The organism is Paenibacillus radicibacter, assembly GCF_024721995.1.
GTDB lineage: Bacteria > Bacillota > Bacilli > Paenibacillales > NBRC-103111 > Paenibacillus_AM > Paenibacillus_AM radicibacter.
Genome location: NZ_JANQBC010000001.1, coordinates 897,747 through 912,878, shown reverse-complemented (window position 1 = coordinate 912,878; position 15,132 = coordinate 897,747). Strand labels below are relative to the sequence as shown.

Annotated in this window: 13 protein-coding genes; all 13 read left to right on the top strand. The window is 43.1% G+C overall.

The window, feature by feature from the left end; genetic code table 11:
• The first annotated feature begins 34 nt into the window (after positions 1–34).
• A complete protein-coding gene (locus NV379_RS04660) occupies positions 35–997 on the top strand; it encodes a 2-dehydropantoate 2-reductase (RefSeq protein ID WP_258206090.1) in 963 nt (320 codons plus the stop codon).
• 6 nt (positions 998–1,003) lie between these two features.
• Entirely contained in the window at positions 1,004–1,387 is a 384-nt protein-coding gene (locus NV379_RS04655; protein WP_258206089.1) for a DUF3397 family protein, read from the top strand.
• 301 nt (positions 1,388–1,688) lie between these two features.
• Positions 1,689–3,329, top strand: coding sequence for a peptide ABC transporter substrate-binding protein (locus NV379_RS04650; protein ID WP_258206088.1), 1,641 nt, complete (start codon positions 1,689–1,691; stop codon positions 3,327–3,329).
• A gap of 100 nt (positions 3,330–3,429) precedes the next feature.
• Positions 3,430–4,362: an ABC transporter permease gene (locus tag NV379_RS04645; protein WP_258206087.1), complete on the top strand. Its 933-nt coding sequence runs from the start codon at positions 3,430–3,432 to the stop codon at positions 4,360–4,362.
• 3 nt (positions 4,363–4,365) lie between these two features.
• A complete protein-coding gene (locus NV379_RS04640) occupies positions 4,366–5,298 on the top strand; it encodes an ABC transporter permease (protein ID WP_258206086.1) in 933 nt (310 codons plus the stop codon).
• A gap of 13 nt (positions 5,299–5,311) precedes the next feature.
• Entirely contained in the window at positions 5,312–6,340 is a 1,029-nt protein-coding gene (locus NV379_RS04635) for an ABC transporter ATP-binding protein (protein ID WP_258206085.1), read from the top strand.
• Positions 6,333–7,289 carry an ABC transporter ATP-binding protein gene (locus tag NV379_RS04630; protein ID WP_258206084.1) on the top strand — a complete coding sequence of 319 codons (957 nt, stop codon included), beginning with the start codon at positions 6,333–6,335 and terminating at the stop codon, positions 7,287–7,289. Before NV379_RS04635 ends, NV379_RS04630 begins: the two co-directional genes overlap by 8 nt.
• Positions 7,290–7,605: 316 nt before the next feature.
• Positions 7,606–9,300, top strand: coding sequence for a peptide ABC transporter substrate-binding protein (locus NV379_RS04625; RefSeq protein ID WP_258206083.1), 1,695 nt, complete (start codon positions 7,606–7,608; stop codon positions 9,298–9,300).
• A gap of 100 nt (positions 9,301–9,400) precedes the next feature.
• A complete protein-coding gene (locus NV379_RS04620) occupies positions 9,401–10,330 on the top strand; it encodes an ABC transporter permease (protein WP_258206082.1) in 930 nt (309 codons plus the stop codon).
• Between the two features lie 3 nt (positions 10,331–10,333).
• A complete protein-coding gene (locus tag NV379_RS04615; RefSeq protein ID WP_258206081.1) occupies positions 10,334–11,272 on the top strand; it encodes an ABC transporter permease in 939 nt (312 codons plus the stop codon).
• A 15-nt stretch (positions 11,273–11,287) separates the two neighbouring features.
• Positions 11,288–12,346, top strand: coding sequence for an ABC transporter ATP-binding protein (locus NV379_RS04610; protein ID WP_258206080.1), 1,059 nt, complete (start codon positions 11,288–11,290; stop codon positions 12,344–12,346).
• Positions 12,336–13,289, top strand: coding sequence for an ABC transporter ATP-binding protein (locus NV379_RS04605; protein WP_258206079.1), 954 nt, complete (start codon positions 12,336–12,338; stop codon positions 13,287–13,289). Before NV379_RS04610 ends, NV379_RS04605 begins: the two co-directional genes overlap by 11 nt.
• Positions 13,290–13,482: 193 nt before the next feature.
• Positions 13,483–15,132: a bacillithiol biosynthesis cysteine-adding enzyme BshC gene (gene bshC / locus NV379_RS04600; protein ID WP_258206078.1), complete on the top strand. Its 1,650-nt coding sequence runs from the start codon at positions 13,483–13,485 to the stop codon at positions 15,130–15,132.

Here is a 15,132-nt window from a genome sequence, read left to right as displayed (position 1 = left end):
TTGTAAGATAAGGAAGAAAGGAATGAATACATAGATGAAATTACTAATTATTGGTGCAGGCTCTATTGGGATGTTATTGACAGCTAAGATCGCACCTTATTGCGAGCAATTGACGCTTGTGACTAGAACTGAGGAGCAAGCAGCGCAATTATGCAAGCAAGGATTACAGCTAGGTGATCAGATCGTACAAGCAGGTTCAAAGGTTCACTTTCAAGCTATTGATAGCTTAGGGGTAGAACAGGATCATGTAGAATGGGATTATATTGTTCTTACGGTCAAGCAAGGCGCGCTAGAGGAAGAATTATTAATAAGAATTGCTAGTCTGATTGGTGTATCTACTAAGATTGTCTGTTATCAAAATGGCATGGGACATATTGAGCGTATAAGTGACTACGTAGACCCTATGCGCATTGTCGTGGCAGTCACAACAGAAGGGGCTTTACGCTCCTCGCAAACAGCCGTGAAACATACAGGGCACGGAGTAACATTTATCGGATATGCATCGTCTAATTTGCACGAGCAGTCTAAACTATATGAACAAAGCTTGGTAGATTTCGCACATATGTTACAATTGGCTGGCTTTAACGCGGAAACAACTGAAACAATTATGGACAATGTATGGGGGAAAGTGGTTATCAATTCCATTATTAATCCCTTGACTGCCATTCTTGATGTGAATAATGGAATGTTAATCGAGCATCATTCAAGCCGTAATACGATGCGTCAATTGTTCGAAGAGGCACTGCTCGTTGCAGGTGCAGAAGGTGTACAACTTGATGAGGTGCTATGGGAACAGGTGATGGAAGTTTGTAGACGAACAGCAGGGAATATATCATCCATGCGACAAGATTTACTCGCGAGGCGGTTAACTGAAATCGATTACATTAATGGTGCCTTACTGCAAGTTGGGGAGAAGCATGGGATCGAATTACCCGTCCATGCAACGATGTACAATATAGTGAAAGCCAAAGAATGGATGATTCGTAGTGGGGGGTGAGTCCTATTGCTTGAGTTTTTGAAAAATACATATGTTGTATTAGCGACTGTGCCATACCTAACATTTCTTGTTATATGGGGAATTGCGTATTTGTTTATAAAAGAGAGAAAAGCAGCGATTCGCGTTGCGACAGATATTACAACTTTTTTTCTAGTAGGCTCGGTCGCGGGGGTTGTTAAAACCGTGTTTGGTTTCAGTTTTATGCTCTGGTTTATCATTTTACTCCTTTTAATCGCGTTTGGATTGATCGGTGGACATCGATACGAAAAAGAAAAGAAACCCAATTTAATTCGTGTTGGGCGTACCGTGTGGAGAACTGCTTTTATAATTTTGGCAGCACTATATATAGTTCTTTTACTGGTCCAGCTAATCGGGGCAATCCTCGGTTAGCTTTTTTTTAGATTTTTAATTGACCATTGGTTATATTATAATATATTATTAAAATTGGATTTTTACATAAAAATTTGAAAGCAAAAAAATTACACTAGACAAGCTTACTCGATATGTTATAATAACTCACATCACTACATTACAGTGGTCAATTAATTACGTATCGACTCTGTTGCTTTCTCACCGGGTGTAAAATCAAACACTTGTAAATATTCGGAATATTAACTCATGGTTTTATAACGGGTTTGTGGTGTTCTTCACCTAAACATACAAAACTTAACTACACGAGGGGGACTCTACAATGAAAGCGAAAAAATGGTTAACTACTGCTGTAGCTGTAACGATGGTAGGCTCAGTAACTGCAGGCTGCGGAGGCGGCAATGCAAGTGAAGGATCTAGTAAAGAACAAGCAATTAAGATTAACATTACAGCTGAACCGCCGGTTTTGGATAGCTCTAAAGGTACTTCCAACTCTGCATTTACAGTAATTAACGCACTTCACGAAGGATTGTACCGTAATGACAAGTCTGGACAACCTGTACCAGGTCTTGCGAAGGATATGCCTAAAATTTCCGAAGACGGTCTAACATACACGATTGAACTTCGTGACAATGCAACTTGGTCTGATGGGAAACCAGTAACAGCGAATGATTTTGTATACTCCTATAAGCGTACACTTGACCCAGCTACACAAGCGCAATACAGCTTCATGGTGGCATGGATTAAAGGTGGAAACGCAGTAATGACCGCGAAGACACCAGAAGAAGTAAAAGCGAAGCAAGATGCAGTTGCTGTTAAAGCAATTAACGATAAAACAATTGAAATTAAACTAGAGAAGCCTGTTGCATTCTTTACAGAATTGCTTGGATTCCCAGTATTCTTCCCGCAACGCGAAGATTTCGTACAAGCGCAAGGTGAGAAATATGGTGCTGACGCGGATAAAATTATTGGCGCTGGTCCTTATACACTCACGAAATGGGATCATGGTCAAACACTTGAGTTCGTGAAGAACGAGAAGTATTGGGATGCTGCAAACGTAAAGCTTGAAAAAGTTACTTTGAATATCATAGATAACCAGAATACAGGTCTTAACCTGTATGAAACAGGCGCGGCTGATGTGACTGACCTTAAAGGTGAGCAATTGAAGTTATATGAAGGTAAACCCGATATTCGTACGAAGAATGAATTGACAAACAGCTACATTATGTTCCAACAAAAGAAACAGCCTGCACTAGCTAACGCTAAAATCCGTCAAGCACTTGGAATGGCGATTGATCGTCAAGCCTATGTAGATACGGTTATGATGAACGGTTCCGTTCCTTCAACAGGTCTTGTGCCAAATGGTACAAAGGACGGTAATGGTAACGAATTCCGTAAAGAAGCTGGCGAAACACAACCTAAATACGATGCAGCTAAAGCGAAGCAATTGCTCGAGGAAGGCTTGAAGGAACTTGGTTTAACAGCCTTGCCGAAAATGAAGTTAACTGCTGATGATACAGAGAATGCTAAGAAATCACTTGAGTTTATCATCTCGCAATGGAAATCAAACTTAGGCTATGAAGCGATTGCAGAACCGCTTCCACACAAATTGCGTGTAGATAAAGGTTCCAAGCATGACTTTGATATGATTCTATCCCTATGGGGCGCTGATTATAACGATTCAGTATCTTTCCTTGACATGTGGATCACAGGCGGCGACTTCAATGAAGTTGACTGGTCCAACAAACGTTATGACGAGCTTATGAAGAATGCTGCTCAAGAAGTTGATACTGCTAAACGTTCTAAAGATTTGATCGAAGCTGAGAAAATCTTGATGGACGAAATGGCTGTAGCTCCGATTTACTTCCGCAGCCGTGTATACCTAGTTAGACCGGGTATCGAGAATCTCCTTCTACCTTCTTTCGGTATGGAGTGGGATTTGAAATGGACAGAAGTGAAGTAACACACATCTTGAATACGTGAATTGGAAGGGGACGTTCCCAACACCACGAGAACGTCCCCTTTGGTTTACATTAGACATCTTAGAATAAGGAGGGGCAGCTATGTTAAAGTATATTTTGCGCCGTCTCGGATACTCACTTGTGACGTTATGGCTTATTATTACGATTACTTTTTCACTCATGCATATCTTGCCTGGTGACCCATTAGGTGAAGGTTCAGAAAAATTGCCGCAAGCAACGAAAGAAATGCTCCTTAAACAGTATGGTTTAGATAAACCAATGTGGGAGCAATATGTAACTTATATTGGCAAAGTCGCAAAAGGGGACCTAGGTTTCTCCTATCAATTCCCTGCACAGAAAGTTACCGACATTATTAAACAATCATTCCCTGTTTCTATGGAACTTGGACTCATTGCACTTACTTTAGCTATTATCGTCGGGCTTACGCTCGGAACGATTGCAGCGTTAAATCATAATAAGGGGCTTGATTATTCTGCAAGCTTTATCGCGGTAATTGGTATATCTATCCCGTCCTTCGTTCTCGGACCCTTACTTGCCTACTATTTTGGTGTAGAACTGAAGTGGTTGCCTGTAGGTCTATGGTTAGGACCTGAATATCGCGTTCTACCATCGATTGCATTGTCTTTTGGTACAATTGCAATCCTAACGCGTATGATGCGTACTTCGATGCTGGATGTATCTAGTCAAGATTATATTAAGACAGCCAAATCCAAAGGTTTATCGAAAACTTCGATTGTTGGCCGTCATATGATTCGTAATGCGATTTTACCTGTCATTACGGTACTTGGTCCGATTTTTGTAAGTGTGATCACGGGTACGCTAGTCGTGGAGCAAATCTTCGCGGTTCCTGGTCTTGGAAAGCACTTTGTGAAAGCTGTAACATCTAACGACTATACGATGATCTCAGGGCTCACGATTTTCTATTCCGTACTCTTGATTGTAGTTATATTTATTACGGATGTTATTTATGGATTGATTGATCCGAGAATACGTCTTGGGAAAGGCGGGAAATAAACAATGACAACAGAAAATAAGACAGCAATGGATAAATCAAAATTTGTTCCCGTATCCAAAGACACGTTCAGTGGGGAAACTATTGTTCGTCCTTCCATGAACTACTGGCAGGATGCATGGCGCCGACTTCGGAAGAATCGCCTGGCGATGACAGGCTTGATAATATTGATCACTTTAAGTTTACTTGCTATTTTTGCACCGTTCTTCTCGCAATACGGATATGATGCAGTCGATATTACTTCGAAGAATGCGAAACCCAATGGGACTCACTGGTTCGGTACAGACGGCTTTGGCCGTGACTTATGGACAAGGGTATGGCTCGGTACTCGCATTTCCTTGCTTGTAGGTATTCTTGCAGCAACAGTTGACCTTATTATCGGGGTAATCTATGGCGGTATTTCCGGTTACTACGGTGGTAAAGTCGATGAGGTTATGCAGCGCTTTATCGAAGTGATTTATGCAATTCCATTCTTGATCATTGCGATCTTGCTCGTTATGTTCATTGGGCCTGGTTTCTCCTCCATCGTGATCGCTTATGCGCTCGTAGGTTGGGTTCCAATGGCGCGTCTCGTACGTGGTGCCGTTCTGTCACTGAAAGAGAATGAATACGTACTTGCTTCCCGTACTCTAGGTGCTGGACCATGGCGCATTATTATGCGTCACTTGATTCCGAATGCACTGGGTATCATTATCGTACAAATTACATTCGCTGTTCCATCAGCGATCTTCTTCGAGGCTTTCCTATCCTTTATCGGACTTGGAATTCCAGTACCAATGGCATCACTTGGAGCTTTGCTCAATGACGGTGCTAGTGTAATGCGATTGTTCCCATACCTTCTGTTGTTCCCAACGATGGTATTTAGTTTAATTTTGTTAAGTTTCAACCTGTTAGGCGATGGTCTGCGTGATGCGCTTGACCCTAAGATGCGGAAGTAAGGGGGGATACCGGATGAAAAAAGATAACTTACTAGAAGTGAAGGACCTGAAGGTGTCTTTCAATACGTATGTAGGTGAAGTACAAGCCGTTCGTGGCGTAACGTTTGATTTGAAAAAAGGTGAAGTGCTCGCGATCGTGGGTGAGTCAGGCTGCGGGAAGTCCGTAACGGCGCAGACATTAATGCGTTTGATTCCGACTCCACCTAGTGTAATTAAAAGCGGCTCTATCTTGTTTGATGGAGATACAGAGATTACGAAACTTAGTGATAAACAGATGGAGAAAATCCGTGGGTCTGAGATCGGGATGATTTTCCAAGATCCAATGACATCCCTTAATCCAACGATGACAGTTGGTAATCAAATCGGTGAGGGACTGATCAAGCATCACAACATGACCAAAGCTCAGGCTAAAGATAAAGCAATTGAGATGTTGAAGCTTGTTGGTATTTCAAACCCAGAAGGACGTTTGAATCAATATCCACATGAATTCTCAGGCGGTATGCGTCAGCGCGTTATGATTGCGATCGCTCTAGCATGTACACCTAAGCTGCTTATTGCGGATGAGCCGACAACGGCACTTGACGTAACGATTCAAGCCCAAATTATTGAACTGATGAAGAAGCTATCCAAGAAAACGGACTCATCCATCATTGTGATTACACATGATCTAGGAGTAGTTGCGGATATGGCAGAACGAGTTGTCGTTATGTATGCGGGTAAAGTGGTGGAGCAAGGTACAGTAGATGAGATTTTCTATGACTCCGTACATCCTTACACATGGGGATTGCTTCGCTCTGTACCTCGTCTTGATCATAAAGGTGAAGAACTTGTTCCGATCCCTGGAACACCTCCAGACTTGTTTGCACCGCCTAAAGGCTGCGCGTTCGCTGCTAGATGTCCATATGCGATGCAAGCATGTCTAGAAGCAGATCCTGAGACGACAAGTATAACGGATACTCACAGCGCAGCTTGTTGGTTATTACACCCGGATGCACCGAAAGTGCAGCGTCCGATTGAGGCAGGAGGACACCGTCATGGCTGATAAAATTTTAGAAATTAAAGATATGAAGAAGCACTTTAATCTAGGTGGCGGTCAAGTTCTGAAAGCCGTTGATAACTTTTCCATTGATATTTACCGTGGAGAGACATTCGGTCTAGTAGGGGAATCAGGTTGTGGTAAATCGACAACAGGACGTACGATTATTCGTCTTTATGAGCCGACTTCAGGACAAGTTATTTTTAATGGCGAAGATGTTTCCAAGCTTCAAGGAAAGAAATTGAAAGAGTTTAATCGTAAAATGCAGATGGTTTTTCAAGATCCATACGCATCCTTAAATCCAAGAATGACTGTTGGAAATATTATTGCTGAAGGTATTGACATTCATGGTTTGTGCAAGGGTGAAGAACGAAAAAAGCGCGTGAATGATCTGTTAAAGGCGGTAGGTCTTAACGAGGAGCACGCAAGTCGTTTCCCGCATGAATTCTCAGGCGGTCAGCGACAACGTATCGGTATCGCACGTGCACTTGCTATTGAACCAGAGTTCATTATTGCCGATGAGCCGATCTCTGCACTTGATGTGTCTGTTCAAGCACAAGTTGTGAACTTGTTTAAGAAGTTGCAAAAAGAACGTGGTTTAACTTACTTGTTTATTGCCCACGATCTTGCGATGGTGAAGCATATTTCCGATCGAATCGGGGTTATGTATCTGGGTAACCTGGTGGAAGTTACAACTGCAGAAGAACTTTATGCAAATCCACTTCATCCCTATACAAAATCGTTGTTATCCGCAATTCCGATTCCGGATCCAGAAGTTGAGCGTACTCGTGAACGTATTATTCTGGAAGGTGATGTACCATCTCCGCTTGACCCGCCGAGTGGTTGTCCATTCCGTACGCGTTGTCCGAATGTAATGCCGGAATGTGCACTTTCGATGCCTCCGATGAAAGAGGCTGCACCTGGACACTTTGTGTCCTGCCATTTGCATAAATAAAAAATGATCAAGAACTGGTGGAATTTGTCTGCCGGTTCTTTTTTTGGGAAAAATTGACCGTTGTATAGGCGTTGAAGGAATTGATAAACCTGTAAAAATGTTCTTTTTCAAAAAAATTGACTGATAATAAGCAAAATTCAAAAATTATGGTGGACAATAATCCATTCGTGTATTAAATTTACGTTATCCAGTATTTTATGGATGCGTTTTCACTTGGTGGATGCCTAAGGGTTGGGACGAGATTCGACCCAAACTGACAGCTTGATCGAGTAAAGTTTCAGAATCTTTTAAATAATCATTTTACGGGGGGATTACTATGAAAAAAGCTAAAAAGTTTGTAGCAACAGCTGCAACAGTAACGCTTGTTGGCGGTCTACTTGCTGGTTGCGGTGACTCCAAACCAGCTGCTGAAGGCACAGCAGCACCTGCAACAACTCCAGCTGCAACAACTGGCGGAGAGACGAAGAGCAATGCGAAACAAGAGATTACAATTAACTTTAGTGCTGAGCCACCTGCACTTGATACAACAATGGCGACTGCGTCAGCAGCGCACAACATGCTAAATGCAATCAACGAAGGTTTATATCGTCTTGATAAAGATGGCAAGTTAACACTTGGTCTTGCAAAGGATAAGCCTAAAGTATCCGAAGATAAGTTGACTTACACGGTCGAACTACGTGATGCAACTTGGGCTGATGGCGTTCCTGTTAAAGCACAAGACTTCGAATATTCCTTCAAACGTACTGCTGATCCAGCGAATAAATCGCAATACGGATTCTTCATGGAATTCCTTAAAGGTGGAGCTGCTGTACAAAGAGCGAAAGATCCTGCGGAAGTTACAGCAAAACTGGCAGATTTCGGTGTGAAAGCAATCAACGAAAAAACTTTAGAAATTAAACTTGAGCGTCCATTGGCATTCTTCGATGAGTTGTTGGCATTCGGTCTGTTCTTCCCGCAACGCGAAGATATCGTGAAGAAGAATACAGATAAGAACGGTGCAGATGCAGATAAAGTTATCGGCGCTGGTCCATTCAAACTTGCAAAATGGGATCATGATCAATCCCTTGAGTTCGTGAAGAACGATAAGTACTGGGATGCTAAGAACGTAAACCTAGAGAAATTTACAGTGAACATCGTGAAGGATCAAGCTACTGGTGTGAACTTGTATGAAACAAAAGCAGCAGATGTTACAGGCGTACGTGGCGATCTTATGAAGCCGTACGAAGGAAAGAAAGATTTGAAGTTGAAGCCAGAGCTTACAAACGCTTACTTGCAATTCCAATCGAAGAAAAACCCAGCTCTTGCGAATGCAAAAATCCGTACAGCGCTTGGTTTAGCAGTTGACCTTCAAGCATACATCGATACGGTTTCTCAAGATGGCTCCGTTCCAGCAACTGGTCTTGTTCCTGTTATTACGAAAGACGGTAATGGTAGCGAGTTCCGTAAAGTAGCTGGTGATGTTCAAGGTAAGTTTGATCCTGCAAAGGCAAAAGCATTACTTGCTGAAGGTCTGAAAGAAGCAGGCTTGGATAAGCTCCCTGCTCTGAAATTATTAGGTGATGACACTGAAAATGCGAAGAAAACATTAGAGTTCTTCGTATCCCAGTGGAAAGCTAATCTAGGTGTTGATATTGCACCAGAGCCAGTTGTTCACAAATTGCGTCTTGAGCGTTCTGCTAAGGGTGACTTTGATATCGTATTCTCCCTATGGGGCGGCGACTACAATGACCCTATGACATTCTTGGATCTGTTTGTAACAGATGGTCCATTCAACGAAGGTAAATGGTCCAACAAAACATTTGACGAGAAAATTAAAGCTGCAGGCACTGAAAAAGATGGTGCTGCACGTTCGAAGTTGCTAGTGGAAGCAGAGAAAATTTTAGTTCAAGAAAGTGGTGTGTATCCAATTTACTTCCGCACACGTCCTTTCTTAGTTAGAGAAAATATTGAAAACTTGATTCTTCCTTTATATGGCAATGAGTGGGAATTGAAATGGGTTAAAGTTAAATAAGTTAGTCAACCTAATTATTGCTTAGGCTCAAAGGGACGTTGCTACTTGAGAGCGTCCCTTTTTTAATTCACCAATAAGCCAGATCGGGAGGAACAGCTCAATGTGGAAGTACATCTTGAATCGTTTATTTTATTCTATCGTGACACTGTGGGTCATTGTAACTATCGTTTTTGTCCTCATGCACTTTTTACCGGGTGATCCGTTTGCAAACTCTGAAAAACTGAGTGCTGCAACGAAAGAGATGCTTATGCGTCAATACGGATTGGATAAGCCGATCTGGGAGCAATATCTCGTCTATATGAACAATCTGTTACATGGTGACCTAGGGGCTTCCTATCAGTTCCCTGCACAAAGTGTAACTAAAATTATTAAACAAGGTTTTCCTGCCTCACTTGAACTTGGGATTATCGCATTAATTGGTGCGGTTATTGTGGGTCTAGTATTCGGAACCGTTGCGGCACTGAAGCATCAGAAGGGTGCTGACTATACGCTGAGTTTACTGGCTATTATTGGAATTGCAGTTCCTTCTTTCGTATTAGCTCCACTGTTCTCTTACTATATCGGAAATAAGCTTGGATGGTTGCCTGCTGGTCTTTGGAAAGGTCCAGAACATCGCGTGCTTCCAGCGATTGCGTTATCGTTCGGAACGATTGCTACACTTGCACGTCTCATGCGGACATCGATGTTAGATGTGATGCAGAATGACTATATTAAAACAGCTAAGTCCAAAGGTTTATCTTATACTACGATTGTCAGAAGTCATATGATTCGTAATGCGATATTACCTGTTATTACTGTAATGGGACCTATATTTGTAAACGTTATTACAGGCACATTCGTTATTGAACAAATTTTTTCTATTCCTGGGCTCGGGAAGCATTTTGTAACATCGATTCAATCCAATGATTACACGATGATTACAGGTATTACTATTTTCTATGCGGCGATATTGATCGCAGTTTTATTCATTACAGACATTATTTATGGATTAGTTGATCCTCGAATTCGTATTGCGAAAGGTGGTAAATAAGCCATGGAAACACAACCTCCCAAACAACCACCGACGATCTCTTCGAAATTTACTTCGGTACTAAGTAAGGAAATTAATCGGGAAGTCATCCTCCGACCTTCTGTGAACTATTGGCAAGACGCATGGAGGCGGTTGAAGAAAAATCCACTTGCAATGGCAGGGCTTATTGTTCTAATCCTCTTAAGCATTTTGGCGATTTTTGCACCGATGTTTTCCAAGTTTAGTTATGAAGCGATGAACACGACGATGAAGAATGTTCGTCCAAATTCTGTACATTGGTTTGGAACAGATGACTTCGGTCGTGATATATGGACGCGCGTATGGATAGGAACGCGTATTTCTTTGCTAGTAGGTATATTGGCAGCACTCATGGATTTAATTCTTGGTGTTATTTATGGCGGGATATCGGGTTATTACGGAGGAAGAGTGGATACAATTATGCAGCGTATAATTGAGATTATTTACTCTATTCCATTCTTGCTCGTAACGATTCTTCTTGTTATGTTCATTGGCCCAGGTGTTTCTTCTATTATTCTTGCTTATGCGATAGTGGGCTGGGTGCCGATGGCAAGACTTGTGAGAGGTCAAATTTTGACTTTAAAAGAAAGTGAATATGTACTTGCATCTCGTACATTAGGCGGTAGCTCAGCACGGATTATCTTACGTCATCTTGTACCGAATGCACTTGGTATTATTATCGTTCAAATTACATTCGTTGTTCCGTCGGCGATATTTGTTGAAGCGTTCTTGTCCTTTATTGGACTCGGGATTCGCGTGCCGATGGCATCACTTGGTAGTCTCATGAATGATGGTGCGAGCGTGCTTCGTAACCATCCACATCGATTGTGGTTCGCAACTGGTGTGTTTAGTTTGATTTTACTTAGCTTTAACTTGCTTGGCGATGGTTTACGTGATGCGCTTGATCCAAAAATGCGGAAGTAGTTAGGAGGGGAACCAATGGAGAATAAATCGAGTTTAAAGGATGAACTTGTTCTTGATGTTCAAGATTTAAAGGTATCGTTTAATACGTATGTAGGTGAGATTCAAGCTGTTCGTGGTGTTTCTTTTGATTTGAAAAAAGGTGAAGTGCTTGCGATTGTAGGAGAGTCTGGTTGTGGAAAATCTGTAACAGCGCAGACGCTCATGCGTCTAGTTCCTTCCCCTCCAAGTGTGATTAAGAACGGTTCCATTATGTTTAAAGGTAAGAAAGGAAACGTTGATATAGCGAAATTAAGCAATAAGCAAATGGAAAAGGTCCGTGGATCAGAAATGGGAATGATTTTCCAAGATCCAATGACCTCTTTGAACCCAACAATGACAGCAGGTAAACAAATTACAGAAGGATTAATTAAACATCAAGGTTTATCTCAAGCAGATGCAAAAAAACGTGCAGTAGAAATGCTAAAACTAGTTGGAATTGCGAATCCAGAGGAGCGCGTGAATCAATATCCGCATGAGCTTTCCGGCGGTATGAGACAACGTGTAATGATTGCCATTGCACTTGCGTGTTCACCACGCTTACTAATTGCGGATGAGCCAACAACTGCACTTGACGTAACCATTCAAGCTCAAATCATTCAATTAATGAAAGAGCTCGCTCAAAAAACAGAAGCATCTATTATTCTGATCACGCATGATTTGGGTGTAGTTGCTGATATTGCACAGCGCGTAATCGTAATGTATGCAGGTAAAGTTATTGAAAAAGGGACAGTAGATGAGATTTTCTATGAATCTCGTCATCCATATACATGGGGCTTGCTTCGTTCGATGCCTCGTCTTGATAGTGTCGGTGATGAGCTTGTGCCTATCCCAGGTACGCCGCCAGATTTATTCGCACCACCTAAAGGATGTGCCTTTGCTGCAAGATGTCCGTATGCGATGGAAGTATGTTTAGAAGTAGATCCAGAACAGACGAAGTTAAGTGCAACTCATAGCGCTGCATGTTGGTTGTTGGACCCTGAAGCGCCGCAAGTGGAACGTCCGGTGGAAGCAGGAGGTCGTCAGCATGTCAGATAAAATTTTGCAAATTACAAATATGAAGAAGCACTTCCACATTGGTGGTGGTAGAGTGCTTAAAGCAGTTGATAACTTTTCAATCGAAATCGAGCGTGGCGAGACGTTCGGACTTGTAGGGGAATCGGGCTGCGGTAAATCAACTGCGGGTCGTACCATTATTCGGCTCTATGAAGCGACATCAGGGGAAGTTCTTTTTAACGGGAAAAATGTTCATAAAATGCGTGGCGGCGAGTTGAAGGAATTTAACCGCAACATGCAAATGATTTTCCAAGATCCGTATGCATCGTTAAATCCACGTATGACCGTTGGTAATATCATTGCTGAAGGTATTGATATTCATGGCTTGTCAACGGGTAAAAAGCGTAAAGAGCGCATTTCGGAGCTTCTTCGTGCCGTTGGTTTAAATGAAGAGCATGCTGGACGCTTCCCGCATGAGTTCTCTGGTGGTCAACGTCAACGTATCGGGATTGCGCGTGCACTTGCAATCGAACCACAGTTCATTATTGCCGATGAGCCGATCTCCGCACTGGACGTATCGGTACAAGCTCAAGTTGTTAATTTGTTGAAGAAATTGCAAAAAGATCACGGATTAACGTACTTGTTCATTGCACACGATTTGGCGATGGTGAAGCATATTTCCGATCGTATTGGTGTAATGTACTTGGGGAACATGGTTGAGGTGACAACTTCGGATGCACTGTATGCAAATCCGTTGCACCCGTATACGCAGTCTTTGTTATCTGCGATTCCGATTCCTGATCCAGAGGTAGAGCGCACTCGTGAGCGTGTTATTCTGCAAGGTGAGGTTCCATCACCACTTAACCCACCAAGCGGTTGTCCGTTCCGTACACGTTGTCCGAAGGCGATGGATCAATGTGCAGCGACTATGCCTCCAATGAAAGAAGTTGAGCCAGGGCATTTCGTATCCTGTCATTTGTACTAAATTAGGTGAATTCATGTTCAGAAGAAAGCCGTTTCGAGTTGATTCGAAATTGGCTTTTTTCTTTTGACGATCTTCCAGTAGGAGTGTACAATTTAGAGTAGATTATGTATTATCGAAACATTAGTTACTTATTTTCGATAGGTGACTTTATTGTTTGAAGTAGTCCTGTTGTTTAGATAGAGGAGGAGTGGCAATGCGGCTGGAGCATTGGAAATGGAAAAAAGTGCAGCCTTTGGCTGGCAATTATATAGATGATTATGAAAAGGTACGTGAGTTGTATACATATGACCCGCAAGACATCGGGTCATGGGAGAGGCGCGCGGCGGAGCTAGATCGCCGCGAAGGCGCTCGCGTGGATCGTAGCGCGCTCGCAGACGCGCTAGGCGCTTACAACCGCCGTGCGGGTGCCCCCGCGGCGGTGCAGAGCAACATCGAGCGGCTGCGCCAGCTCGATAGCGTTGTTGTGTCCGGCGGCCAACAGGCCGGACTGTTCACTGGACCGCTGTATGTGATCCATAAAGCGGTCACGGTCTTGCAAGCGGCGCGTGAGGCGGAGCGCCGCCTGGAACGTCCAGCAATCCCTGTATTCTGGATTGCTGGGGAGGATCATGATTGGGACGAAGTCAATCATATGTATTACCTCACCGATGCGGCGCGAGAACCTCGCGTTGATCGTATTCGGGTAGCCAGCAGCGTGCCGCTGCCGCGGACAGCAGTCTCGCGCCTCCCGCTGGAAGCGGAGAAGTGGCAGGACGCTTTGCAGCGACTGCTAAGCACATTGCCTGATAGCAAGTTCAAAGGTGAGTTGAACACAAAGTTAGGTGATTTACTTTGTACAGGCGAGTCCCTAACGCTGCCAGACGCTTTTGCACGGATTATGACATGGTTGTTTGGTCACCATGGACTCGTCCTTCTTGATGCGGATGATCCCGCAATACGGAGGCTGGAAGCACCGATGTTTGAGCGAATCGTGAAGCAGAATGTGGAGCTAAATGCTGCGATTCAGCAGGACGATCAGACCGTGCGTCAAGTTGGTTATACCCCGCAAGCAGAAGTCGCTGATGATGCAGCGAATCTGTTTATTTTTGAAGGAGAAGAGCGGGTGCTGCTGCGCCGTGATGGGAACATTTTTACAGATAAGAAGAAAGCCCGTACTTACACGATGGATCAGCTAGTGGAGATCGCCCGCAAATCACCTGAACGCTTAAGTAATAATGTATTTACGCGACCGCTTATGCAAGATTACTTAATGCCTGTACTTACAACCGTATTGGGCTCAGCAGAAATCGCCTACTGGTCGTTAACGAAATCTGCGTTTGCACTCATGGATATGGATATGCCAATCTTGCTGCCTCGCCTCGAATTTACAATTGTGGACGGAACAGTCGATAAATATATGCAGAAGCATGAACTAACATTTGAAGATGTGGTTTATCGTTTCGCTGATCGTAAGTCTGCATGGTTGGATCGCCAAGATACGGTTCGTTTCCACGAGAGGTTTGCCGCAGTGCGTAAACGCATCGAAGAGGAATATCAAGAACTGATTGGTATAACGACTGAGATTAATAATGGGCTGCGTGATCTAGGGGATAACAACCTGGATAAAATTACAGCACAAGTCGATTATTATGAACGTAAGACCGAAGAAGCTTTTCGAATGAAGCATGATGTCGCACTTCGGCAGCTTGCTCGCATTGAAAATAGTGTGATTCCTTTTGCCAAGCCGCAAGAGCGAGTTCATAATGTGTTTGCCTATTTAAATCAATTTGGACGCGGATGGATTGATTATTTAGTAACATCTGCCCTTCCACTTGATGGGGAACACCGTATTTTATACGTATAG